This window comes from Roseibium porphyridii, assembly GCF_026191725.2.
GTDB classification, from domain to species: domain Bacteria; phylum Pseudomonadota; class Alphaproteobacteria; order Rhizobiales; family Stappiaceae; genus Roseibium; species Roseibium porphyridii.
The window spans coordinates 5521533-5546258 of sequence record NZ_CP120863.1; the positions used below are offsets into that span (position 1 = coordinate 5521533).

Genomic DNA, 24726 nt, shown 5'->3' on the forward strand with positions numbered 1-24726 from the left:
TGAGCGTTTACCTGGCGATCAAGTCTGGTTGTTATTGATCGGTCTCAAGTCGGAACTTAAGGAATTTTGCACCGTCATACTCAATCTCGCCGATACAGTGCGCTCCAATCCGCTTGAGAGCCCCCAGGTTCTTGCGGGATGGCGGCAAAAGAAATGTCACGAATGGAATGCGTTCGTCTGCTTTCGCAAACTCCAACGCCTTTTTCGATATCGAAGTTCCCAGACCGAAGGCATCGGGCCGCAGAACCAGTCCGAAATCCCACTCATCACCCTCTTTCTGAAAACCGCCCCAACCAACATAGCGGCCATCTGACAATATCGCCCAGTGGCCGAGCCCATCGCGCTCCCAGCACTTTTCCTTCTGAGTAACAAAATTCGCCACAGCTGCCGCGTCCCATTCGAATGTCAAAAGCGGCATGTGTTCCGCGACCCTTGGGTCAGACATGTGAGACTCAATCTCGGCGGGCTCAATGTCAGGCAGACGGGCAAAAGCGATGTTGTGTCTCAAGGCAAGTTCCCTTGGCAGTTAAATGATGGACTAGGGGTGTCCTGCTCGAGCAGCGAACAGCGCAGTCTTAAGTTGACCATTTCATCCACTCATATGTGGTGGCCAGGCGCAATTTGGAGAGCCAGTCTGTTGAGCGTTTGTCAAAAGCTGCGGTGAATTTTAGACGTTACTTTTTCCATCCGTCCGAAATCTGAATGGCCAAATGGCCTACAAAAGTGCTCTCAGCCTGATCACATCAATGTCTGCTTTGGTGCGGCATTCAACCAACAGGCATTTTGGCGGGCGTGTGCGAGCGCGCAAGAGACCGCCGTGAGGTCAGATCGCAATTGAGCCCAAATGTGTGTTGCTCTACTTAATAAGGCAACAAACTCGTTGCACAAATACCTCTGGAAGGGCAGTCACAGCATGATTGCATACGTCACTGTTGGTGCTGATGACATCGCGCGGGCAAAGCAGTTCTACTCCGCGATTCTGCCGGCCCTTGACTATACGCTGGAAGAGAGTCCCGAGGGCCTGAGCTATACGCTGCCTGTCAAATCAGGACAGTCTGCCGTTCAGCCGGAATTCTATGTCAAACCTCCCTTTGACGGAAATACGGCGTCCGCTGGCAACGGCGCCATGATTGCCTTTGAAGCTCGCAGTCAGCAGCAGGTTCGAGACCTTCACGCCGCTGCGCTCGCCGCCGGCGGCACTGACGAGGGCCAGCCGGGCTTCCGTGCCTCATACGGTCCCCGTTTTTACGTCGGCTACCTTCGCGATCCGCAGGGCAACAAGATTGCACTTTTCTCCAGCAATCCTGATGAGCCCGGACGGGACTGATCGCAGCATGATTTCCTGATCTTAGAGTTCTTGGAAAGGCCAATGGACCTGACCAAGACCGACTTTCTTCAGGATCGGCAGCGGCAAATTGACAGACTAAGTAAGAGCGAGATTTTCAATTCTTAATAGATAATCATCAAATATCTAAGAATAATGCAAACTAAAATACTTGAGCTTAATCCGAACATGTAAAAATTTTATTTTTATTTATTACGTTCAATGTAATACGTAATTCTAATAATCCTTACGTAATTTTATGATAAGAAGACACTTCTTGGTTTCCAAACATTGCATCACACTGCGGCTAGTCCCGAATTGGTGAGGGAGACCGCTTATGCCAAAAAATATGTATTTCGCACTGACTCGCATCCTTAAAGTGTTGCATATGGCAAATAAAGACAACAGGAAGTACACACAAAGCATTCTATTCACTTGCAAGAGATTTGCAGAGTGAAGTGCTTAAATAGTTGTTTAACACACAAAATGAACCGCTCAGGGAGAATACCCAAATTGTGTGCTGAAGTATTGAGATACACTGTGTTTGGTGAACTTCGACTTCTCAGTTAGCCGTGGGCATTGGATTTTGACCTCCGGGTCTCAACAGGATCGGACTTGGTGTTTGAGCATGATTTCAAAGCGCAGAAGCACCCGCTTTTTTGGACCTATTCGAACAGCGACGGCAGGTACATTGAGAACGCAGGTACATACGTGATCAGCATAAGGGCCACGAACAGTGCCAGATAGAACGGCCAGATGGATTTCAGGGCCTCTTCGATCTTGATCTTGCCGACGGCGCAGCCAACGAAAAGACAGGTGCCGACAGGCGGTGTGCACAGTCCGAGACCAAGATTGACCAGCATCATGATGCCGAACTGCACCGGGTCCATACCAAGGTCACGAGCGATTGGCAGGAAAATCGGTGTGCAGATCAGGATCAGGGCAGCCATGTCCATGATCATTCCGAGCATGAGCAACATCAGATTGATCATCAACAGGATGGCGATCTTGTTTTCGGAGATACCAAGGAGAAATTCGCTGAGTTTTGTCGGCACCTGATAAAGCGCCAGAAGATAGGCAAAAGAGCTCGCAAACCCGATCAGGATCATCACCATCGCGGTTGTTCTGAGGGCTGAGGTGACGGAGACGACAAATTCGTTCCATCCGAGCGTTCGATAGGCAACGGCTGTCAGAACGAGCGCATAGATGGCACCGAAGGCGCCAGACTCAGTGACGGTGAAGATGCCGGACAACACGCCGCCGACAATGATCACGGCTGTGATCAGGCCCGGGATTGCAGTGATGGCCGTTTGCGCAACGACCTGCCAGCCAGGGAAAGGTTCAGATCCGTAATTGTGTTTCAAAGCCACGAAGTAGGCGGCAATAGCCAGACACAGGCACATGAGAATGCCCGGAATCACGCCAGCCAGAAACAATTTGGAGATCGAGATGCCCCCACCGGCGGCAACAACGAAAATGATCATGTTGTGGCTCGGCGGAATAACAATGCCTGCGATAGACGATGTCACGGTCACGTTAACCGCGTAGTCCGGCCGGTAGCCCTTTTCCTTCATGACAGGAATGAGCAGCGACCCAAGCGCCGAGATATCTGCAATGGCAGAGCCGGAAATGCCGCCGAACAGCATGCTTGAGAATATATTGACCGACGCCAGACCGCCGCGAATATGGCCGACCAGTGAGGATGCGAATTTAACAAGCCGGACGGCGATCCCTCCATGCAGCATCAGTTCTCCGGCAAACACGAAAAACGGGATGGCCAGCAAAGAAAAGGTGGTGACCCCCGAAATGGTCCGCTGAAAGGTCATCAGCAAGGGGAAGCCTTCGTACCAGAATGCCGCCGCCGCAGATATTCCCATGGCAAACGCAACAGGCACACCAAGAACGACGCTGACGGCAAAAACACCCAGCAAAATTGCGAGACCCATCTCAGCTTACCTTTTCTTTGTTTTCGTAGATCTCACCGCGCAAGGCGCATCGTCCGCGCAGCAGAAAGCGGGCTCCGGCAAAGACAACCATCAATCCGCCGCAGGCAACCGCAGCTGCGGTTCTTATGCTTTCAGGAATGTTGAGCATGGGCAGCAACGTCGACCAGCCGAAGTTGAAGAGCTCAAGACCAGCGACCAGCATCACGCCACCAAAGACGGCAAGCACGAAATCCGTCAGAAGCAGCAGCAATTGTCTGATCTTTGGCGGAAGAGCATCGCGAACAAGGGTGACGCCAAGGTGGGACTCCTCGTGAATGCCTACGGCAGCACCAAGGAAAGTGATGTAACAAATGAGAAGAAGAGCGAGCTGTTCGACCCAGGTGGGGGTTTGATTGAGAACGTATCGCCCGAACACGAGCCAGCCGAACGTTGCAACGAGAACGACGAGAGCCACAGACCCTACCAACACGCAGACACGTTTCAACCAGACCAGCCAAAGTTCGAGCCGGTCCAGTAAGCTTCCGGTGTGCGACATCATATTCCCCCAAATAGAAAGGGGCCGTGCCGGAAGATTCAGCACGGCCCCTATCCGCTATTATTCTGCGTTTTTGAACATCTCGACAAGTCCGGCCAGATCCGGGCTTTGCTCAAGGAATTGCGCATAAACCGGTTCCATGGCTGCCTGGAATGCTGCCTTGTCAGCAATCTCGTTCACGGCAACACCACCTTCAGCGACTTTGGCCATGCTTGCAGCTTCCCGCTCCTGCCACAGCTTGCGCTGAAGCTCGGTGCTGTTGCGGCCGGCCTCAATGACAATTGCCTGCTGCTCAGGCGTCAGGGAATCGAAGGTCCGCTTGCTCATGCACAGGCACTCGGGAATGATCAGGTGCTGTGTCAGGGAATAAAATTGAGCAACCTCGAAATGGTTGGTGGATTCGTAGGACGGTGGATTGTTCTCTGCGCCGTCCACGACGCCGGTCTTGATTGCCTGATAGACTTCCGCGAAGGCCATTGGGGTTGCGTTTCCACCCATGGAGTCAACCATGCCGACGAAGAGATCGTTGTTCATGACGCGGATCTTCATGCCTGTCAGATCAGCAGGTTCCGTGATCGCTTTTGCGGATGTGTAGAATGAACGGGCGCCGGCATCATAATATCCGAGCGCAACAAGGCCTTTGGCCTCCAGACCTTTGCTGAGCGCCTTGCCCGGCTCACCGTCCATGACTTCATACATTTGCGAAACGCTTTTGAAGATGAACGGCAGCGACACCACGTTTGCTTCCGGAACAACCTGACCCATCGGCCCAAGGCTGAAGACTCCGAAATCGATCACGCCGAGACGGGTTTGCTCGATTGCGTCGGGCTGCGAACCAAGCACGCCCGCATGGAAGACTTTACCGCTTATTTCGCCGCCGGTTTTTTCGTCGACCTCTTTCAGGAATGCTTCCATTCCGTGTGAAACAGGGTAGTCCTCGACATGGATATTCCAGCCGCGCAAGTCACGTGCTTCGGCAGCAACGGTTGCGAATGCAAGGCTTGCGGCAACGACTGAACCAAACAGCATGCCAGCTTTCTTTGAATTGAACAGGGTCATTGGTTCCTCCCTTTTGACCTGATAAAACGATACGCAATTTACAAATATTTACAAGTTAAAAAATCAATAAAACAAATTAATTTCGCGACTTGTTTAAGCGATTGTTTTATTTGAGATAAATTACTCCGACCTCTCGCATCTGCTTCATTGATTGGAGCATCTCAGCATTGCGCCAATCGGGTCGCGGGAGATTGCAGGCCGGCATATGGGGGCCTCAGAAGCCCCCTCGCCAATCGTCAGGAAAAAAGCATCCCGCCGTTGATGTCGACACAAGCGCCGGTGATAAAGGCGGACTGCTCGGACGCCAGGAAAACAGCAAGATTTGCAACATCTTCAGAAGCGCCTTCCCGTTTCAATGGCGTCACGCCAGCCACGTGTTTGCGCACTTCTGGTTTCGTAAAGATATTATGGAAGTCGGTGTCGATCATTCCCGGGCACATCGCATTGACGCGAATGTCAGGGCCCAATTCCTTGGCCAATCCGCGTGTGAGCGTCATGACCGCGCCTTTCGACATTCCGTAGGCAAGAGCTCCCGGACCGCCGCCATCTCTGCCGGCCTGTGAGGCCATCGTCACAATGGCGCCGCCATTTTTCATATGCGGAACGGCTTCCTTGATGACGAGCAGCGCCGATGTGGTGTTGAGGTCGAATACGGACTGCCAGTAATCGAGAGAAATCTCCGACAGCGGCCGGCGTGCGACGATGCCGCCTGTGATCGGCATGACAATATCGACGCCGCCAAACTCCTCAACCGTTCGGTTGACCAGCGCCGCAACATCGTCGGGCTTTGTCATGTCGCCCTGCATGGCAAGGGCCTTGCCGCCAGCCGATGTGATCTCCGAGACAGCGCTGTCCGCGCCCTTGCTGCTGCTGAAATAGTTGATGGCGACATTCGCGCCACGTGCTGCAAGCGCCATAACGCATGCCCGACCGATATCCCGGCCACCGCCAGTGACGATTGCTGTTTTTCCCTTGAGGTCCATTAGAGGCTCCTTGTAATGCCTAGGGTGTTGTTCACAGACCTGCCGGTCTCGTGTTCTTTGGTTCAGGCTTTCGCCAGTTTCTCGATGACAACCTTGAAGGACCTCTCCTGCGCGTCGGAGAAATAGAGGTCGCAGTCGTATCCCTGGTCGTCGAGGAAGTGAAATACGCGTCTGGGATCATCTGCCGGATAGGGAACCAGCAGTGCAGCGACGCGGTGTCTTGTCGACTTCGGAAAACTCGCCTTCAGGCAAGTGCTGACCGGCAATCCTTCATAGTCGCCCTCATCCACACCCGGGAATCCGGTTTCCTGCGAAAGCGTTGCAGCTCCTGCTTCCGACCACAGAAACTGGCCATAGAATCCGGCCTTGTCACCGGAGTACCTGAAACTGGTATCGCCCAGTTCGAACGGTGCATTGGCATGCAGCAGCCAATCCACCGAGACCGGAGCATCGCTGTCGATGCTGTCGACAATCACGAAATAGCTTTCATGCACGAAATAGATTTCCCGCTCCACTTTCTGGAGAGAAGGGGTCAGGCTCCGATAGGCAGCGGTCGCATTGCCGCGCATATAGATGTGATCTTCGCGCTGCTCTGCGATTTCGATGCAACCTGTTGCCTGCATCGCCCTGGCCTTGTCCCGATCGGCATATTGGCCCTTTCCGTCGATCAGGATCGCGTTTTTGGAACGGGTTTGACGCCGCCAGTTTCGGTGCATGGAGCTGTTGAAGGCAACGTAGTGTCCGGACTGTATCGCAAGGTCCTCGCCGAAGGCCGACAGACAGAAGGCGTTCTGGTCACCGTGGCTGTGACTGATGGAGCCGAAGGGCGATGACTTCATCACGAAGTGAATGTGCTCGTCCGGATCGTCCATCTTGTGCTGGATCGCAGCCCAACCGATGCCCTTGAACCACCTCAGCTTGTCGTTGTCACCTGGCGCTGACGGTTCAATCGATGGCCAATCACTTCGATACATCAGGTCGTCAAAATTGAGGTCCCACCAACCGTAATTGTAGAAAGCCATTTCAGTGCCGGGATCGTTCCGTTTCACCTCTTCAAAAAACCATTGATAGGCCGGACTGCCGGTCACACCGGCGAATTGCCGCAAATTGTAGCCTACCTTCAGACACGGCAGGTCACCCATGGTGCTGTCATCGCCGAAAGTGGCACGGCGCGTATCGGGCGCTTTGGTATAGAGCGGGAAATCTCCGGTCTTGTGGAAGAAAGGACGACTGTAAAGATCTATACCCGTGTAGTTCTTCAGAAGGTTGGCCGCATCGATCAGATAGGCCATACCGGTCATCCAGTAATGCGGCCCTTCGGCCCAGCCACCATCCGCATCGCCCCAGGGCGAATAGACGCTGAACAGAAACTCGATCGAACAGTCGAGCCAGTCCCTTGCCTCCTCGCAGCCTTCTTCGTCCAGCAGAACGAGACTGGCAGGGATCAGGACAGCGGAGACCGCACGCACGGCATGGCTGTCAAAGGGAAAGATGTGAATGTTGGCGTGCTTGAAAACGTGATGGGCTATTTCGCGCGTGCGCGTCAGCAATGCGGTTCTAACTTCTTCACGCTCAGTTTCACTTAAGTCACCGTGAAGCCAGTCATACCCCCATGCGAGAGCAAGCGTGACGCGGAAAGCCCATTCATCGGTATAAGCGCGCGACGTCGTGCCCGCAGGATCCCAACTTGCAGCAGCGAGCAACCAGTCCTTCGCCTTAAGCCGCAAGGGCTCTTCTTCCAGGACATGCCCTGCAATGGCAAGATGCCGGATCGCGTAAATGAGTTCCTGGCAGTCGATATAGGTCTGACGCCAGATCGGTGCGGTGCGCTGGTTGTTCGGATAAGGAGACGGTTCAGCCATGACCGGACGATCCATCCAGGGCCGGACCGATTTTTCAAAAAAGACTGACCAGCCGCAATGATCGGCATCAGCAGCAACGGCTTTGCGGAAAGTCGGCAAGGTCTCGATCGTAAGCCAAAGCCGCGGGTGCGCGCGGCTGCAGTGATCGTATCGCGTGGCAGCAGCGGCAAGCGGTGAGCGAGGCAGATCGGCTGGAATTTCAAATTGCCGAATGGTGCTCCATTGAGAGGCGGGACACCTGGCGCCTTCGTCCCAGATCGCATAGCTCCAATAGTATGTTCCAGGTTCCAGCACCTGGTCGGGCGTGAAGAAATTTCGTTTCAGGTTTTCAAAGATGGTCGTGTCACCTGCGGGAAAATCCGGACTTGAGGAAACCCGCAAAACGTAACGCGCACTCTCTTCGATGTCCGGGATCCAGGTAAATCTGGGAGGAACTTCGTCGACAGTCGCGCCGTTGGCAGGCCCGTATTGAATGTTCAGACGCCCAGCTTTCGGCTGGTCCAAAAATCCCGGTTTCAGATCACGATTCACTGACATGACACTTCTTTGCTCGCAGGAAAAGGTCATCCGCCTTGTGGCGAACGACCTGTTAAGCGATTGTTTTACTTATTATACTGACGTTCATAAGCGGACTGCATGACTTCAAGCACGTCGTTCAGACCGAGTTTTTCCAACTGGGCGAGGTAGTCGTCCCATTCGGCCTCCACGTCACCATTGCCCAGGATCCAGCTTTGCTGCCGCTCCAGCATGTAGTCTCGGATCGAGCTCCAGTGTTTGTCATAGACTTTCTGCTCGTCCGCATCGAAAGCCACGCCAAGGAACTGATCGATCAGGTAGTCTCCTTCGTCGTAAAGCGCGATGCCCTCGAGGGCATATTCGTTCGACCACTGGATCTCATAACCATAATCCTGGAAGTAGCCGCGGCTCTGTAGCTGTGAGCCGATCTGGTAGAGCGAACGGTTTACAGGGCCAGCATCCAGAAACTCCTGCTTGAAGACCGCCTTGCCGTCGACCATGTCGTAATGCATGCCCTCAACGCCGAAGTTCGCCAGACGACGGCCTTCTTCTGTGAACCAGAAGTCAAAATACTTGATGGTCTCGATAGGGTGTTCGTTGGTGTGACCGATCGCCCATCCGTCCGGTTTGATCGGGATACGGCGATGCTCCTCGATGCGCTTGCCCGAGATCGAGGCAGGTGGCGCCATTGCCTTGAATTCGAACCCTTCGATATCCGAGGACAAACGATTGTAGCCGGAGGTCGACGCAAACCAGTCGTGGGTTGCTCCTCCGAGGTTTTCCGACAGGAGGAAATCACGCGCCGAGCTGCCACGGGTAAAGATCTCCGCATCAATGAGCCCTTCGGCATACCAACGCGCCAGGTTCTTGACACCTTCGCGGTAGCCTTCTTCCGCGTAAGGGTGTTTCAACTGGCCATTGTCGACATAGAAATCGTGGTAGGTATCGGAGCCGGACGACCGGCCATCCCAAAGCGTGACGAGGCGAATGAGCTCAGGCCACTGACGGGCGAAATAAGGCACTTCATCCGCTTCGCCGTTGCCGTTGGGGTCCTGGGTCTTGAACGCACGCAGCACCGCTTCGAAGTCTTCGACCGTTTCCGGAACGTCCAGCCCCAGTTTTTCGAGCCAATCGGTTCGGATCCAGTAGGCGCGGCCGTACTTCCCGTCCGGCAGATAGGGGATGTAGTACATCTGGCCGTCGGCCGCCGAAATCGCAGCAGCAATCTCCGGTCGCTCGTCGAAATACGCCTTCAGGTTAGGCGCGTGCTCTTCAATCAGGTCGTTCAGCGGCAGGAATGCGCCTTCAGGGCCATACTGATTGACAAAATCCTTGATCCGGCTGGAGCCGACGATGTCCGGGATCTTTCCCCCGGCGAGCATCAGGTTCAGGGCTTCCGTGCGTCCGGTGTTCTCATCGGTGCGCATGTTAGCGCCAACTGTCACGTCAATCAGGTGAACGTTGGTCCATTCCCGGGCCTGTTGTTCCACCGGCCAGTCTTCCTTGTAGACTGGATATCGTGCGTGGTTCATCTGGATCGTCAGTTCCAACGGCTCACCTTCGACAATCTTGAGGTGGTCTTCCGCCAACGAGGGTGTCGTCAGGGCAGTTGCGGCCAAGACAGCTGCCGACAAGGTAAGTTTACGCATGGTTTCCTCCCTTTGCGCTCATTGCGACTACTCTTTGACCCCTCCGAGAAGAATTCCCTTCTCGAAATATTTCTGAATGAAGGGGTAGACGATCAAAACCGGGATGATGGAGCAGACGATGATTGCGGCAGTCACGGTTTCAGCGCTGAACCCTGCCGCGGTTTGCACGATTGCGAATTCGTCGTCATCGCTGAGATTTGAAATCGTGTGCCGCAGAAATACCTGCAGCGGGATCTTGTCCTCACTCTGCAAGAGCACCATCGCCCAGAAGAACCCGTTCCAGCGCGACACGATGCAGAAAAGTGTGATGGTCGCGATGGCCGGTTTGCTGAGGGGCACAAACACCTTCCAAAGAACCTGAAAGTCATTGGCCCCATCCATCCGTGCGGCCTCTTCAAAGCTTTTCGGTATCGCTTCGAAGAAATTTCTCAGCAAGATGACGTTGAAGGCATTCACGGCGAAGGCGAGAATGATGCCAAACATGCTGTCCAGCAGGTTCAGGTCCCGCATATTCAGGAAAAACGGTATCAGCCCCGCGTTGAACCACATGGTGAAGGCGATGAAGAGGTTGAAGAACCTGCGCCCCTTCAGTTGCGGCCGCGACAGCGCGTACGCGCCTGGAATGATGAACGCAAGGCTCATCACTGTTCCGCCGATCGTGTAGATGAAGGTGTTGCGGTAGGAGATCCAGAATTGCGGGTCCTTGAGGATATATCCATAGGCCTCGAGCGTCGCATCGATCGGTGTGAGAACCACCTTTCCTGCCTGCGCTGCAAATCCGGAACTGAAAGACACCGCCGCGATATAGATAAACGGGTAAAGCGTCGCGACCGTGAACATGCCGATCAGGACCGAGACCACGATGGCAAAGAATTTGTCGCCGCGAGAGTAAAGGTTCCAATTCATCATTGATCCGCCTCCTCTACCAAAGCGACGTGCGCGAGAAGCGCCGCGACAAGGTGTTGGCCGTCATCACCAGAACAAAGGCGACAACTGCGTTGAAGAGACCTGCTGCTGCAGCCAGGTCGTACTGACCCGATTGCAGACCCTGCCGATAGATCCAGGTATTCACGACATCGGCAGTTTCATAGGTTGCGGGCTGGTAAAGCAGAATGACCAGCTCGAAAGACACTTCCATGATGTTTCCGATACGGATGATCAGCATGATCAGGATCGTCGGCAGGATCGACGGGATCGTGATCTTCCACATCATTTGCCACCGGTTAGCGCCGTCCACGACCGCACTTTCATAGAGCGATGGATTCACGCCCGCGATTGCTGCCAGGAACACGATCGACCCAAAGCCCGCCTCCTGCCAGATGCCCGTCCCTATGAAGATCGGCCGAAACCATTCCGGCTGGGTGAGGAAGTAAATCGGGTCAAGTCCGAACCAACTGATGACAGTGTTCACGATGCCGGCGGTCGGCGAGAAGGCAGTGATGACGATGCCGGCAATAATCACCGAAGAGATGAAATGCGGCAGATAGACAATGGTCTGCGCTGTCCTCTTGTAGCTCGCGTTCAGAACCTCGTTGAACATCAACGCCAGAATAATCGGCGCCGGGAAACCGAACAGGAGGTTGAGCGCGCTGATCGTGACCGTGTTCTTGATCGCACGAAGGAACTGATCATTGGCAAAGAGTGTCTCGAAATGCTCCAACCCGACCCAGGGACTGCCTGCAATGCCGCGAAAGATCGAGTAGTCCTTGAACGCGATCTGCAGACCGTACATCGGCTTGTAGAGGAAGACGATGAACCAGATGATCATCGGCAAGAGCATGAGGTAGAGTTGCCATTCGCGCCTCAGATGCTCGACGATTGCTTCGAAACGGTCATTGACGGCCTCGTGTTCTTCAGAGCTTGTGACGTCGCTTGGCGTTAGCTGTCGCTCCTTTTCATGGACCAACATGATCAAGCTCCCGCCTCAAGAGGAAGGGAGCGACCTGTTTCTGCGTCAAACAACTTCATGAGATCGGGTCTGACATGAAGCGTGTCCACGCCGTTCAGATGGCCCACGTCGCCAAGTGTTTCGACACGCGCAACAAAGGACATGCCGTCGAGATCTGTGTGCAACAAGGCTTCCGATCCCAGCGTTTCCACCAGGTCGAGATTGACATTGATCGGGAAGGATCCCGGAACTTCGTTGACGGTGACATGTTCCGGGCGAATTCCCAGAATGACCGGTCTGCCTGTTTCATGTCTGAGGGTTTCCGATCGGGGCAACTTGACTTTTATTCGTCCAACCTGCGCCAGAGGGCCGCTATCACCAGCTTCCAGAAATCCATGAAGCTGGTTCATCGGCGGTGAGCCGATAAATCCGGCTACAAACCTGTTTGCAGGGTTGTTGAACAAATCCATCGGTGTTCCGATCTGTTCGATCACACCCTGGTTCATCACCACGATACGATCGGCGAGCGTCATGGCCTCGACCTGATCGTGGGTCACGTAAATGCTCGTGACGCCGAGCCGTTTGTGAAGCCGCTTGATTTCGGCACGCATCTGGGTCCTTAGCTTGGCGTCGAGGTTGGAAAGTGGTTCGTCGAACAGGAAGACCTTCGGGTGCCGTACAATTGCCCGGCCCATGGCAACACGCTGACGCTGTCCACCAGAAAGGTCAGAAGGTCTGCGCGCAAGGTATTCCGTCAGACCCAGGATCTCCGCAACGTCGTGCACGGCCTTCCTGATTTCAGCTTTTGGAACCTTTCGGATCCTGAGACCAAACGCAATATTCTCGGCAACATTCAAATGCGGATAGAGAGCGTAATTCTGAAAGACCATGGCAACGTCCCGATCCTTGGGCGCAACCTTGTTCATGACGCGGTCATCAATGGTGAGTGTCCCGCCGGTGATTGTTTCCAGTCCGGCAATCATGCGCAGTGTCGTGGATTTACCGCAGCCGGAGGGACCGACCAGCACCACAAACTCCTTGGGATCAATCCTCAGATCTATCCCATGCACGACCTGAAGCGCCCCGTATTTCTTCACAATTTTGCTAAGGACAACTCCGGACATGCTTCCTCCCTGGAAGCCGGACAACCGCCAATCAGCCATAGCTCATCGTTCGGGCGATAGAGGCTCGCCCGGCACTGTCCGACTTACAAATTCAAACATTTTTCGATCTCCTGGCCCTGACCCGACTCCCAATCAGGCTCCGCCGCGTATCAAGAGACCGCTCGCACGTTTTTTGACCACCAGCCAGACCCAACCTTTGAGTTGAGCCAGACATTTGTTTTAATTCACGTTTCAGACCTTCGCCTTTGACGATCATCGCGTCTGGTCGTTCGCGCGGCACAGCGACACATCATCTCGCCTTTCGGTGCGCCACGCATTCAGCCTTACAAGATGCAGGAGCACATATCAAGACTAATTTTTACAAATAAATTACAAAAATGCCTTTCATAAAAAACTTCAGAACAAAATCACCACTTAAAACAAAGTCGCTAAACGCTTGAGAAAGCTTCTGTTACCTATTAAACGTATGTTTTAATTGATGAAATTATACAACGCGCTTCAAATGCCGATGAATTGGCGACAAGTCTCTCGTCGAATTTCGATTTTTACAAATTATTGACAAGTTGGAAAGCGACAGTTATTCATCGGGATATGACCCAGCCAAGCGAAAACTGCCGAAACGGTGGCACCCACGCCATGAGCGGATTGAGCACCGAAACTCACGAGAAACTGCTGCGAGTGAGCACAGCAACTCTGACAACAGTCATGTTCAAACGTGGACTTCGGAACATATTCCTGCAAGGCCTGCACCGGCTTCGCAAAGGACCGAACATGGTTGGTCCGGCCTATACGCTGCGCTACATTCCGGCACGTGAAGACCTGGACAATCTGGATTCCTTTGCCGACAGGACAAATGCCCAGCGCAAGGGTGTCGAGGAATGCCCTCACGGAGCTGTTTTTGTCATTGATTCCCGAGGGGATGCCTCCGCAGCATCCGCCGGCTGTATCCTTGCCATGCGCCTTCAGGCCAGAGGATGCGCCGGTGTCGTCACCGATGGCGGATTTCGCGACACGCCGGAAATTGCCGAACTCGATATGCCCGGTTATCATTCTAGACCGAGCGCACCGACCAACCTGACGAAGCATCATGCTGTTGCGGTAAATGATCCGATTGCATGCGGCGGCGTTTCCGTGTTTCCGGGCGATATTATTGTTGGCGACAACGAGGGAGTTGTTTGCATACCGAAACATATGGCAAATGAAGTTGCGAACGAAGCTGCCGAAATGACGGTCTTCGAAGACTTCGTGATGGAGATGGTGAAACAAGGCGCATCAACATTCGGGCTCTATCCCCCGACTGATCCGTCTACCGAAGACAGGTTTATAGTGTGGCGGCAGAAAAACGGACGGTAAATCAAACCCACTTGAGTGAACGACAGGTGCGGGACAGAACCCTGTCCGATCGCGCCTATGAAAACATCCTGTCCAAAATCATGGATGGTGACATTCCAGTTGGCGGCAAACTTCCAACTGAGCAGGTTCTTTCAAGTGAACTCGGAGTTTCCCGCCCCGTCCTGCGCCAGGCGCTGAAACAGTTGCGCGAAGATGATGTGATCGTGTCCCGCCAAGGGTCGGGATCTTTTGTGAAACGGCGCCCTGAAGGCGCTATTCTCGATTTTGCCCCAATCGGCTCGATTGCCGACATTCAGCGTACTTTCGAATTCCGGGCAGCCGTGGAAGGGGAAGCCGCCTATCTGGCCGCTGAAAGGCGCACGGATTCAGATCTGAACGAACTGCGCGCTTCTCTTGCGGAACTTGACCGCTGTATCGCCGAGGGTGAACTGGGCGTAGCTGCAGACGAGGTCTTTCATGTTGCGGTCTGCAACGCTGCAGACAACAAGTATTTTGTCGCAGCACGGTCTTCCATGAAGTCAAATATCCTGACGGGCATGAACTTGACCCGCAATCTTTCACTCACCAAGCCACAAGACCGTATGAAGCTGGTTCAAGCTGAGCACTATGAGATTTTCGAAGCCATCGAAAAAGGCGACCGAGACTCAGCGCGCAACGCTATGCGGGCCCATGTTGAAAACGCACGCAAGCGCATTTTTGAAGGCTAGTCGTTCCCGTTGGATCGAAACCAATACACCGCAACGGACTGCGTGAGCAAGTCTTGAGCCGAGAGGCCGGAAACCGAAGCAGCTGCCGCCAGCCCTTACACAAGTGCAGGACCAACGACAGCTGTTCTTTCCTCGGGAGGGAAATCAATTGGGTTAGGTTTGAGGCCACCCATGAGCTTCCAGAAAGTCGTCGCGGCGCGGTGTGAAGGCGTCCAGGAGGCTGCCGGCCTCTTCACAGACACAGGAATGAACGGCGTTTGACGGAATGACCATCGCATCGCCAGGACCAAGCACTTTGGTCTGCCCCTCCACCGTGAACCGAAAGCGTCCGGAGGCAACATAGGTCGTTTGCAGATGAGGATGATTGTGCGCTGCGCCCTCACCGCCTTTTTCAAATCGGAACTCGACCATCATAATGTCCTTGTCTTCACAAAGAATGCGCCGTTTCGCGCCTGGTCCACTGTCCATCCATTCAGAGGCTGCATCGGAATTTACAATCATGTCGCCGCCTATTTGTAAAATTTGTATCTTATTTGTTTAATTTGTAAACAAATTCTGCTCCACATGCAACTGAAAAGTCGTGGTCCCGTGGCAACCACTTGGCAGGCGATATTTCGCCACCAGCTTTTCCGACCACCACGGGCACCGGCTTGCACCTTTCAGGGCTTGCAAGTCACGCACAAAACGGCAAAATGTTATCGATATCATTTCGGAGAAAGCGCCGTGGAAACGACACAGACAACCCAAATCCTGACCCATCAGGGTGCCTTGAAACTCTTGACGGCTGCTGTCGCCAAAGCTGAAGAAATCGGTCAGCCACAATGCATCGTTATTGTGGATGCCAGTGGTGAAGTCCTGGCGGAAATCCGCATGACCGGAGCAAAATTCCTGAGCCGAAAAAGTGCTCTTGCGAAAGCATTGACAGCGTCCTCCATTGGCTCTGCCACCGTCAATATTCCAGAAGAGGTCCGCACACTGATCGGGCTCGCAACTGGTGGAAACGTGACAGGACTTCCGGGCGGAATGCCGATTGTCGTCGACGGCACGGTGCTTGGCGGGATCGGTGTTGGCTCCGGGTCGGGGCAACAAGACATTGAAGTCGCGCGTGCCGCGCTTGCGGCCATTGGAGCTGAAACCTGAGGGTGCCAGCTTGTTGATGGAGCGCCGCTTAAACACAAATTACGGGTCGCTCTAACGAGTATCTTGCCCGTTTGCGCTGTCCAGGCCGGGCCTCTCAAAAGGAAGGCCCGGCCAGAACGATATGTCAGAGCAGCTGTGTCGCAGTTTCTCAGTTAAACGCGATCTGCGCCTTCACGGCCTGGCTGCGATCCCCGGCTGTCTTGAAAGCCGCGACGGCATCGCTGAGCGGGAATGTCTGGGTGATGAACGGCTTGACATCAATCAGGCCCTTTTGCATCAGACTGACACCGGTGAAGAACTCTTCGTGGAACCGAAAAGAGCCCTTCAACGAAAGCTCCTTGGCCGTCAACGCCATCATTGGCACCGGCATGTCACCGCCTAGACCAAGCTGAACAATTGTGCCTCCCGGACGCATGGCCGAAATACCGGATGCGAGTGCCGGAGCGGCTCCTGAACACTCAAAGAGAACATCGAACGTACCCTTGTCGGCGAAATAACCTTCAAGCCCTTCCGGAGTTTCAGCCATGTTGATGACGCGATCGGCACCAGCGGCTTCAGCCTTGGACAGCGTGAAGGCACTGAGATCCGTTGCAACGATGAGGTCCGCACCGGCGCGACGCGCCGCGAGGATGCACAAGATCCCGATCGGGCCGCACCCTGTCACCAGGACAGACTTTCCAAGCATGCTGCCGGCATTGCGCACGGCATGCAGACACACGGCGAGCGGCTCTGCCATGGCCGCTTCTCCAGGAGACAGTCCGTCAGCTGGTGCGCATTGCGAAGCATCTGCGACAAGAACTTCGCGAAATGCTCCCTGAATGTGCGGAAAGGGCATAGCGCTGCCGTAGAACCGCATATTCAGGCACTGATTGAATTGCCCCTCGTTGCAGAACCGGCAATTCCCGCACGGTCGTGACGGCGATACGGCGAGCAGCTGTCCAATGGACAGGCCTGAAACGCCTTCGCCCAGCGCGGTGATATGGCCTGCAACTTCATGACCGAGGATCATTGGCTCTTTCAGGCGAACAGGTCCAAAGCCGCCATGGTTGTAGTAGTGCAGATCGGAGCCGCAAATGCCGCCTCTCGCAAGTTCGATCTGAACCTCACCCGGACCGGGAGGCACAACGCTCTGCTCCTCAATGCGCAGGTCTTCGGCTGCGTGTATCACTATGGCTTTCATGATGTCCTCACAGCACAGGCGTCAATAGATCGCGACCATCGAAATGAGCTTTCAGATTGTCACGTACCAGCTTGCCCATGGCCTTTCTGGTTTCGACGGTACCGGAGGCGTGGTGCGGCTGTAAGAGCACGTTGTTCAATTCCAGAAACCGCGGATTCAGTGCTGGCTCGCCCTCAAACACGTCAAGGGCAGCTGCTCCGAGGCGTCCGTTTTCAAGCGCATCCAGCAATGCGTCCTCGTCGATATTCGACGCACGGCTGATATTGATCACCATGCCTTGCGGGCCGACCGCCTCGATCACCTGACTGTTGACGATATGCCGGGTTTCCGCTGAGGCTGCGAGAGTGACAAAGAGGAAGTCCGAGTGACGTGCCAGTTCGACGGCATCGGGCACAAATGTCCAATCTGCAGCATAATCCTTCGGGCCGATGTCGCTGTAGGCGATATCAAGATCGAAGCCGGCAAGCCTTTTGCCAACTTCATAACCAATCCGGCCGAGGCCGAGAATGCCGGCCTTCTTGCCCCAGACGCGGCTTTTGAGAGGATAGAGCCCCTTTGCGGCCCAACTGCCATCCTTGACCCAGGTTTCTGCTCCGACAATTCCGCGCGATTGCGCGAGCATCATGGCAACACCAAGGTCGGCCACATCGTTGGTCAGCACGTCAGGTGTGTTGGTCACGCGTATATTGCGTTCCCGGCAGGCCTGAAGATCCACCGCATCAAACCCGACGCCATAAACAGAAATGACCTCCAGGTTGGGACAGGCCTCGATCATCGCCCTGTCTGCACCCAGCTCTCCGCGCGTTGCGATCCCTCGGATGCTCTCGCCAACCGAAGACAGAAAGGCTGCAGCGTCTGATGCCTCGAACAGCTTATGCATGTGAAAACTTTCCTGAAGCGGGATCTGATCCCACTCCGGATACGGACCGACTTGAAGAATGTCGGGTTTGCTCATTGGCACGCTCCCTACTTGACAACTAATGTTATCGATAACATATTCGAAAAAACTGTCAATCAATTCGCGACAAAAAGGAAATTCGATGAGCCTTTCACTGTTTGATCTGTCCGGTAAACGGGCGCTGATTACCGGCTCTTCGCAAGGAATCGGCTTTGCTCTGGCGCGTGGCCTCGCGGCTTCAGGCGCCAAGATCGTTTTGAACGGCCGTTCGGCGGACAAACTTGCTGCGGCAGCCACTCAGCTTCGCTCGGAGGGCTTCAGCGTTGAAGAGCTGTTGTTCGATGTGACCGATCACGATGCCGTTCGCAAAGCTGTCGATGATTTCGAAGCGGCCACAGGTCCCATCGATATTCTCGTCAACAATGCGGGCATGCAACACCGCACACAGCTGGAAGACTTTCCGGCAGATGCGTTTGAGCGCTTGCTCCAGACCAACATTGCCTCTGTTTTCCATGTCGGACAGGCGGTTGCACGCCACATGATCACGCGCGGAGCCGGCAAGATCGTCAATATCTGTTCCGTTCAAACGGCGCTCGCACGTCCCGGCATCGCACCCTATACAGCGACAAAGGGAGCGGTAGCGAACCTGACCAAAGGTATGGCGACCGACTGGGCCAAGCATGGTCTGCAGTGCAACGGGCTCGCACCAGGGTATTTCGACACGCCACTGAACGCAGCCCTGGTGAATGATCCTGAATTCAGCGCCTGGCTGGAAAAACGCACACCGGCCGGCCGCTGGGGCAAAGTTGAAGAGCTGGTCGGAACCTGTGTGTTCCTGTCCTCCGATGCTTCCTCCTTCGTCAACGGCACGACCGTCTTTGTCGACGGTGGCATTTCGGCGTGTCTGTGATGGTTGCCTATGTCGTCATGGGCGTGTCGGGCTGCGGCAAATCGGAAATAGGTCGTGGTTTCGCGCGTGCGATCGGTGGGACATTTGTTGATGGAGACGACCTCCACCCAGAAGAGAACATTGCAAAAATGGGCCGCGGCGAGCCTCTGACGGATGATGATCGCGCACCTTGGCTGGACAAGGTCGGAGACAGGCTGAAGGACGCAGACACACCAACAGTCATCGCCTGTTCAGCACTCAAGCGTATCTACCGCGAACGTATTTCCGACAGAGCCGAACGACCTGTGACTTTTCTTTATCTGGAAGGCTCGCGTGACATTCTCACCAGCCGCATGAAGAACCGATCGGGGCACTTCATGCCTGTTGCCTTGCTGGACAGCCAGCTCGCGACGCTGGAACCGCCTGCCGCGGACGAAATGTTCGTCTCTGCGTCAATCGATCAAACGCCGGACATGGTGATTGCCGCCTTGTTGTCCGGACTTCGAAGGGAAACAAAATGAGCGAAAAAGCAGCTCTAATCGGCGCTGGTGCCATGGGAGGTGCAATCGGAATGCGCCTTCTGGAAACCGGCAATTCACTGACCGTATTCGATCTGGACGCCGAAAAAGTTTCTGCGCTGGTCGAAAAAGGTGCCATTGCCGCGGCCTCGGCTGCCGAAGCGGCGTCCCAGGCGGACTTTGTGGTCACAAGCCTGAATTCGCCCAAGATCGTCGAGATCGCCGTTTTTGGCGAAAACGGCGTTTCTTCCGGCGCACGACCTGGCACTCTCATCATCGACATGTCGTCCATCGACCCGGATGCGACCAAGGCTCTGGCGGCACAGGCCGCCGACGCAGGTTTGCGATGGGTGGACAGCCCACTGTCTGGCGGTGCGCCAAAGGCCTTGATCGGCGAGCTGACGCTGATGGCCGGTGGTGCTGAAGCTGACGTTCAGGATGCACACCGGCTCCTGAAACATGTCTCCAGCAACTACACTCATATGGGCCCGGTTGGCGCCGGTCAGACGACCAAGCTTATCAACCAGGTCCTTTGCGGCCTCGGTTTTCTGGCCGTCGCAGAAGCAACCCAGCTCGCGCTGGATGCGGGAGTCGATGCACAAAAGATCCCAACTGCGCTGAAAGGTGGCCGGGCAGACAGTGCCATCCTGCAGGAATACATGCCCCGTTTCGTCGACAAGGATTACCGGCGCACGGGTCGGATCGACAACATGGTCAAGGATCTCAACGGCGCGCAGGATCTGGCACGCCGGACCCATACCGCAATGCCGCTGACGGCCTTGTGCGCTGAGGTGCACAGGATGCTGACATCTGCCGGACTTGGCGGTGAAGACCAGGCCGCGCTGATGGAATTTTTCAAGGGACCCGACAAGGAGCAATTTAAATGATCACCCGTTTCGCGCTTTTCGAGGGCAGCATCAAGACAGGCCGGACAGACGCGTTCAGATCTGCGGTAACCGAACGCCTTGTTCCTCTGTGGCGGCAATTTCCCGGCAATACGGATGTGCGGGTAATGTTCGGTGAAGAACGGGACGAAGGCGCTCCGGAATTCCCGCTTATCCTGGCCATAACCTATCCTGACAAAACCGCGATGGCGGGTGCACTGGAAAGCGCAGCCCGCAACGAATCGCGCGAAGTCACCGGCGAAATAGTGGCTGAGTTTTTCGATGGCCGCATTCATCACCACGTAACCGAGGCCAACGAATACACAGGCTGAAACCGCCGAATTCTTGGTTTCTTCAGAGCGCATGGTCAGCCGGCGGCAGTCTTGTTTGCAGTTGCTTGTGCGTTCTGACAGTTTTACGCCTGTTTTGAGAGCGGAGGGCGTATGCAACGACCTGTTACAATGAAGGATGTCGCTGAAAAGGCGGGCGTTTCCGTGATGACCGTCAGCCGTGCCTTCAAAAAGCATGCATCGGTCGGTGAGAAGACGCGGAAACGCATCCTGCAGATCGCCGACGATCTCGGATATGTTTTCGACAGCACTGCGGCGACCTTCAAGTCTCAGCGCACCGGATTTGTCGCCGTGACGATCCCTTCCATCAACAATGCCAACTTTGCCGATACGGTGGGCGCGCTTTCCGAAGTTCTCAAGAATTCGGATTTGCAAGTGCTCCTTGGGTATTCCAACTACGACATTCGAGAAGAGGAGCGGATTGTCGAGCAGTTCCTGAAACGGCGGCCTGAAGCCATTGTGCTCACAGGCGGGCGCCACACAACGCGAACACGCCAACTCCTTGAAAGAGCCAAAATCCCCGTCATCGAGACCTGGGATCTGCCTGAAGACCCGATAGGCCACGTCGTCGGGTTTTCCAATTCGGCCACCATGCATGACCTTGTCGGGCATCTGGTCAAAACCGGCCGAAAACGCATCGCCTTTATCGGAGGGGATACCGACGGCGACACGCGTGGTGCTGACCGTCGCCGCGGTTTCATCGACGCCATGAACCGGCACAATCTGTCGAAGGATCGATTGATCGGCGCAGGAGAACCACCGATTTCAATGCGCGAAGGCGCTGATGCGATGTCCCTGCTCTTGAAGGATTACCCGGATACGGACGCTGTTATTTGCGTTTCGGATCTGTCGGCGTTCGGTGCTTTGACAGAATGCATGCGCAAAGACGTAAGAGTGCCTGAAGACATCGCCATTGCCGGCTTCGGCGCTTACGATATCTCATCGGTCTGTGTGCCGACACTAACGACGGTCGATCCACATCCGGTCGAAATCGGTCAAAAGGCAGGAGAAATCATTGTCTCGCTGCTGCGCGGCACGGGTGACAATGACAGCGGCCCGATCCGCTTGGAGATCGGGCCACAGCTGAGCATTAGACAATCGAGTTCTTAGGCGTCGATTAATTTTGCGACGCTGCGAGAATGGCGTTTACAAGCGTGTCGCCATTTTGCTCGATAAAGGCGTCCCATACAGGCTTTACCTTGTCCTGAAATGCCGCTCCATCCACGTCGCGGTTGACTTTCATTCCGGCTTCCTCAAGCGCGGTGATCATTTCGTCTTCCTTGGAGATGCTCAACTCGCGCTGCATAGCGACCGCTTCAGCGGCAACCTCAAGTACAGTCTTTTGCTGCTCTTCGGTCAATCCATTGAACTTGCTCAGGTTCATGGCAACTGCCAAGGGTGAATAGGCATGCTGTGTCATGCTCAGATAGTCCTGAACCTCATAGAACTTGAAAGACAGTGTGACCCCAATCGGATGGTCCTGACTGTCGACAACTCCAGTTTCCAGGGCGGTATAAAGCTCTGCCACCGGGATTTGCTGTGGGTTCGCATCCAGCGCGGCGAACATGTCGTTGAGCGCTTTGGAATTGTTGACACGCATACGCAATCCCGCAACATCGTCAGGTGTGCGGATAGGGCCTTTGTTGTTGGTCATGTTGCGGTAGCCGTTTTCGGGAAACCCAAGCCCCTTCAGGCCATGATCTTCGAATTTTGCAAGAACGCTCTGACCAACGTCTCCATCCAGAACCGAGTAAGCTGTCTCGCGCGTCGGGAACATGAATGGCAGCGTGAAGGCAGCCGACTCCGGCATCAGGCCGGAAAAGTTATTGAGGCCGACCATGACGACATCGATGATGCCCGCGCGCGCGCCATCGATCATGGTCGCGTCATTTCCAAGCTGCCCTTGAGGAAAGATCTGAACCTTGACCTCGCCGTTGGTGCGCGCATCGACTTCCTTTTGAAAGAACTTCGCAAGATCCTGCTGCAGATCGGTCTCAGGTGCTGCGTGTGCAAACTTGAGTGTGACTTCTGCTAGCGACGATGTTGCCATGCTCAGTGTCAGGAACGTGGCCAGACCAATTTTTGTCAGGTGATTTTTCATTGAGAATTCCTCCCTACTCAGCCGATGAACCATTTCATCGGGACTGTGATGATGCTCGGGAACGCAACGAAGAGTGCGAGGAGCACCAGATATGCAGCGATGAAAGGCCAAGAGCCTTTGACCGCCGCTGACATCGGCACACGGCCGACGCCGCAAACGACGTTCAGGACAGTTCCAACTGGAGGAGTGATCAGTCCGATGGAGCAGTTGATGACGAACATCAGTCCGAAATAGACAGGATCGATGTTGGCCAGTTTGACCACCGGCATGAGCAGCGGTACCAGGATGAGGATCGTTGGCGACAGATCCATCACCATCCCGACGCACAGCACCAGTATCATGATCACGGCCATCAGCAGACGCGGGTTCTCAACCAAGGGGCCGAGCAAGGTCGCCAGTTGTTGCGGCAGTTGCGCAACGGTGATGAGCCAAGCGGCCACCATGGCGCAGCCGACCAGAAACATCACCATGGCCGTCGAACGTCCCGCGTTCACGAGTATCTGGAAGAACCCCTGCAGCGTCATTTCACGGTAGATCACCGTTGAAACCAGGATCGCGTAGACGGCTGCAACCACTGCTGCTTCCGTTGGTGTGAAGACACCGAAGCGGATGCCTCCAATGATGATGACCGGCAACAACAGCGCCCAGATGCCATCCTTGAATGCGGCGATCCGTTCTTCAGTCGTCGCCCGCTCCAGCGTTTCGATGTTTTCGTGCCGCATGAGCACATTCCAGACCAGCATCAGCGCGACACCCATCATCAGGCCGGGAACGATGCCGCCCAGGAAGAGGTTCTTGATCGAAATATTTCCGGCAACCCCGATCAGGATCAGCGGCAGTGAAGGTGGGATCACGGGCGCAATGATCCCGCCTGACGCCAGCAGGCCAACCGAACGACCGCTTGGATATCCGGCCTTTTGCATCATCGGATAAAGGATCGCGACGAGCGCTGCCGCGTCAGCGACAGCCGAACCTGAAAGGCCCGCAAGAAGGATCGCCGTCAGAATGGCGACGTAGCCAAGGCCGCCACGCTTGTGACCGATCAAGGAAACCGCCATGCGCACTATGCGCTTGGACAATCCGCCGGTGGACATCACTTCGCCAGCGACCAGAAAGAACGGAATTGCAAGCAGCGGGAAACTGTCGACACCGTTGATGAGCGCCTGGGCAAGGATGTCGGCGCTGAACAGGTTCAGTTGAAGCATCAGCGCGATTGCCGCCAGGAGCAGGGCAAAAGCAACCGGCAATCCGAGAAGAATAGCGCCGATAAGGACGCTCAGAAACAGAAGGAGGGTCAATGACTTTCCTCCTGTTCTTCATCGAAGTCCAACGCGTTGGGAAAAAACACACGTACCGCTGCGATGATGGTCATCAAGACGGCGGAGACAACGCCGGCAAGATAAAACAGGGCGGACGGCAATCCTGTCAGCTGCGAGATATTGTTCCAGTTTGCGTTCATCTGACGAAACGCACCCCAGAACAGCATCAAGACTGCGACCAGAATGACGAGGTAGGCCAAGCGACGCAGCAGCGGCACAAGCTTTGGAAACAGCACCTCGGAAAATTCCGTCACTGCAAGGTGTTCACTTCGGCGCAGAACCACAGCCGCGCCAAGCATGACAACCCAGACAAGTCCCAATCGTGACAGCTCGACAGATGGTCGCAATCCGGATGAAAAGCCGTATCGCAAGACCACATTCGTAAAAACCAGCACAATCATCGCCAGGAGCAGCGCTGCCATCGTCCAGTCAATGAAGCGCCATAGCCACCGCCAATAAACCAATCTTTCCTCCCGAAAATCGATCACTCAAGTGCAAACT

The 24726-nt window shown here is 54.9% G+C and carries 25 protein-coding genes; 9 read left to right on the forward strand and 16 right to left on the reverse strand.

The features are described 5' to 3' along the window. Window positions 1–31: 31 nt before the first annotated feature. Window positions 32–508, reverse strand: a complete 477-nt coding sequence (locus K1718_RS25445; protein WP_265680376.1) for a GNAT family N-acetyltransferase — start codon at window positions 506–508, stop codon at window positions 32–34. 405 nt (window positions 509–913) lie between these two features. On the opposite strand from K1718_RS25445, the gene K1718_RS25450 reads away from it, so the two are divergent. Next, window positions 914–1327, forward strand: a complete 414-nt coding sequence (locus K1718_RS25450; protein WP_265680375.1) for a VOC family protein — start codon at window positions 914–916, stop codon at window positions 1325–1327. A gap of 662 nt (window positions 1328–1989) precedes the next feature. On the opposite strand, the gene K1718_RS25455 is transcribed toward K1718_RS25450, so the two are convergent. The 9 genes from K1718_RS25455 to K1718_RS25495 form a co-directional block, all read right to left on the reverse strand. Then, window positions 1990–3270: a TRAP transporter large permease gene (locus K1718_RS25455; RefSeq protein WP_265680374.1), complete on the reverse strand. Its 1281-nt coding sequence runs from the start codon at window positions 3268–3270 to the stop codon at window positions 1990–1992. Between the two features lies 1 nt (window position 3271). Next, complete coding sequence (locus tag K1718_RS25460) at window positions 3272–3808, reverse strand: TRAP transporter small permease (RefSeq protein ID WP_209006735.1); 537 nt, start codon at window positions 3806–3808, stop codon at window positions 3272–3274. Window positions 3809–3865: 57 nt separating this feature from the next. After that, complete coding sequence (locus K1718_RS25465) at window positions 3866–4864, reverse strand: TRAP transporter substrate-binding protein (RefSeq protein WP_247649298.1); 999 nt, start codon at window positions 4862–4864, stop codon at window positions 3866–3868. A 236-nt stretch (window positions 4865–5100) separates the two neighbouring features. Further along, complete coding sequence (locus K1718_RS25470; RefSeq protein ID WP_152503746.1) at window positions 5101–5847, reverse strand: SDR family NAD(P)-dependent oxidoreductase; 747 nt, start codon at window positions 5845–5847, stop codon at window positions 5101–5103. A 62-nt stretch (window positions 5848–5909) separates the two neighbouring features. Next, complete coding sequence (locus tag K1718_RS25475) at window positions 5910–8246, reverse strand: DUF4962 domain-containing protein (RefSeq protein WP_265680373.1); 2337 nt, start codon at window positions 8244–8246, stop codon at window positions 5910–5912. Between the two features lie 65 nt (window positions 8247–8311). Further along, window positions 8312–9874, reverse strand: coding sequence for a type 2 periplasmic-binding domain-containing protein (locus K1718_RS25480; protein WP_265680372.1), 1563 nt, complete (start codon window positions 9872–9874; stop codon window positions 8312–8314). Between the two features lie 27 nt (window positions 9875–9901). Continuing rightward, window positions 9902–10783 (reverse strand): carbohydrate ABC transporter permease, encoded by an 882-nt coding sequence (locus K1718_RS25485; RefSeq protein ID WP_152503749.1) that lies wholly within the window; start codon window positions 10781–10783, stop codon window positions 9902–9904. Window positions 10784–10796: 13 nt separating this feature from the next. Continuing rightward, window positions 10797–11783, reverse strand: coding sequence for an ABC transporter permease (locus K1718_RS25490; RefSeq protein ID WP_265680371.1), 987 nt, complete (start codon window positions 11781–11783; stop codon window positions 10797–10799). 2 nt (window positions 11784–11785) lie between these two features. After that, window positions 11786–12886, reverse strand: a complete 1101-nt coding sequence (locus K1718_RS25495) for an ABC transporter ATP-binding protein (protein ID WP_265680370.1) — start codon at window positions 12884–12886, stop codon at window positions 11786–11788. 636 nt (window positions 12887–13522) lie between these two features. Here K1718_RS25495 and K1718_RS25500 point away from each other — a divergent pair. Next, the gene (locus K1718_RS25500; protein ID WP_152503752.1) at window positions 13523–14239 is read left to right on the forward strand and encodes a ribonuclease activity regulator RraA; all 717 of its coding nucleotides are present in this window, start codon (window positions 13523–13525) and stop codon (window positions 14237–14239) included. Window positions 14240–14265: 26 nt separating this feature from the next. Then, window positions 14266–14946: a FadR/GntR family transcriptional regulator gene (locus tag K1718_RS25505; RefSeq protein WP_209006736.1), complete on the forward strand. Its 681-nt coding sequence runs from the start codon at window positions 14266–14268 to the stop codon at window positions 14944–14946. Window positions 14947–15099: 153 nt separating this feature from the next. Here K1718_RS25505 and K1718_RS25510 read toward each other — a convergent pair whose 3' ends face one another. Continuing rightward, complete coding sequence (locus tag K1718_RS25510; protein ID WP_152503753.1) at window positions 15100–15447, reverse strand: cupin domain-containing protein; 348 nt, start codon at window positions 15445–15447, stop codon at window positions 15100–15102. Window positions 15448–15669: 222 nt separating this feature from the next. Here K1718_RS25510 and K1718_RS25515 point away from each other — a divergent pair, with 222 nt between their 5' ends. After that, the gene (locus K1718_RS25515; RefSeq protein ID WP_265680369.1) at window positions 15670–16086 is read left to right on the forward strand and encodes a GlcG/HbpS family heme-binding protein; all 417 of its coding nucleotides are present in this window, start codon (window positions 15670–15672) and stop codon (window positions 16084–16086) included. 148 nt (window positions 16087–16234) lie between these two features. Here K1718_RS25515 and K1718_RS25520 read toward each other — a convergent pair whose 3' ends face one another. Both K1718_RS25520 and K1718_RS25525 read right to left on the reverse strand, forming a co-directional pair. Next, a complete protein-coding gene (locus K1718_RS25520) occupies window positions 16235–17266 on the reverse strand; it encodes an L-idonate 5-dehydrogenase (protein ID WP_265680368.1) in 1032 nt (343 codons plus the stop codon). 7 nt (window positions 17267–17273) lie between these two features. Next, window positions 17274–18221, reverse strand: coding sequence for a 2-hydroxyacid dehydrogenase (locus K1718_RS25525; protein WP_265680367.1), 948 nt, complete (start codon window positions 18219–18221; stop codon window positions 17274–17276). Window positions 18222–18306: 85 nt separating this feature from the next. On the opposite strand from K1718_RS25525, the gene K1718_RS25530 reads away from it, so the two are divergent. From K1718_RS25530 to K1718_RS25550, 5 genes are all read left to right on the forward strand, one after another. Then, complete coding sequence (locus K1718_RS25530; protein WP_265680366.1) at window positions 18307–19074, forward strand: SDR family oxidoreductase; 768 nt, start codon at window positions 18307–18309, stop codon at window positions 19072–19074. Next, complete coding sequence (locus K1718_RS25535; protein ID WP_265682467.1) at window positions 19074–19574, forward strand: gluconokinase; 501 nt, start codon at window positions 19074–19076, stop codon at window positions 19572–19574. The genes K1718_RS25530 and K1718_RS25535 overlap by 1 nt, the downstream gene beginning before the upstream one ends. Then, the gene (locus K1718_RS25540) at window positions 19571–20458 is read left to right on the forward strand and encodes an NAD(P)-dependent oxidoreductase (protein WP_265680365.1); all 888 of its coding nucleotides are present in this window, start codon (window positions 19571–19573) and stop codon (window positions 20456–20458) included. Before K1718_RS25535 ends, K1718_RS25540 begins: the two co-directional genes overlap by 4 nt. Beyond that, window positions 20455–20787, forward strand: a complete 333-nt coding sequence (locus K1718_RS25545; protein WP_152503759.1) for a hypothetical protein — start codon at window positions 20455–20457, stop codon at window positions 20785–20787. The genes K1718_RS25540 and K1718_RS25545 overlap by 4 nt, the downstream gene beginning before the upstream one ends. A 111-nt stretch (window positions 20788–20898) precedes the next feature. Further along, window positions 20899–21915 carry a LacI family DNA-binding transcriptional regulator gene (locus K1718_RS25550; protein ID WP_265680364.1) on the forward strand — a complete coding sequence of 339 codons (1017 nt, stop codon included), beginning with the start codon at window positions 20899–20901 and terminating at the stop codon, window positions 21913–21915. Window positions 21916–21922: 7 nt separating this feature from the next. On the opposite strand, the gene K1718_RS25555 is transcribed toward K1718_RS25550, so the two are convergent. From K1718_RS25555 to K1718_RS25565, 3 genes are read right to left on the reverse strand one after another with little or no spacing between them, the layout of a single operon-like run. Further along, the gene (locus tag K1718_RS25555) at window positions 21923–22906 is read right to left on the reverse strand and encodes a TRAP transporter substrate-binding protein (protein ID WP_152503761.1); all 984 of its coding nucleotides are present in this window, start codon (window positions 22904–22906) and stop codon (window positions 21923–21925) included. Window positions 22907–22923: 17 nt separating this feature from the next. Beyond that, on the reverse strand, window positions 22924–24204 hold the full coding sequence (locus K1718_RS25560) for a TRAP transporter large permease subunit (RefSeq protein ID WP_152503762.1): 1281 nt from the start codon (window positions 24202–24204) through the stop codon (window positions 22924–22926). Next, window positions 24201–24689: a TRAP transporter small permease gene (locus K1718_RS25565; protein ID WP_265680363.1), complete on the reverse strand. Its 489-nt coding sequence runs from the start codon at window positions 24687–24689 to the stop codon at window positions 24201–24203. Before K1718_RS25565 ends, K1718_RS25560 begins: the two co-directional genes overlap by 4 nt. Between the last annotated feature and the right edge of the window lie 37 nt (window positions 24690–24726).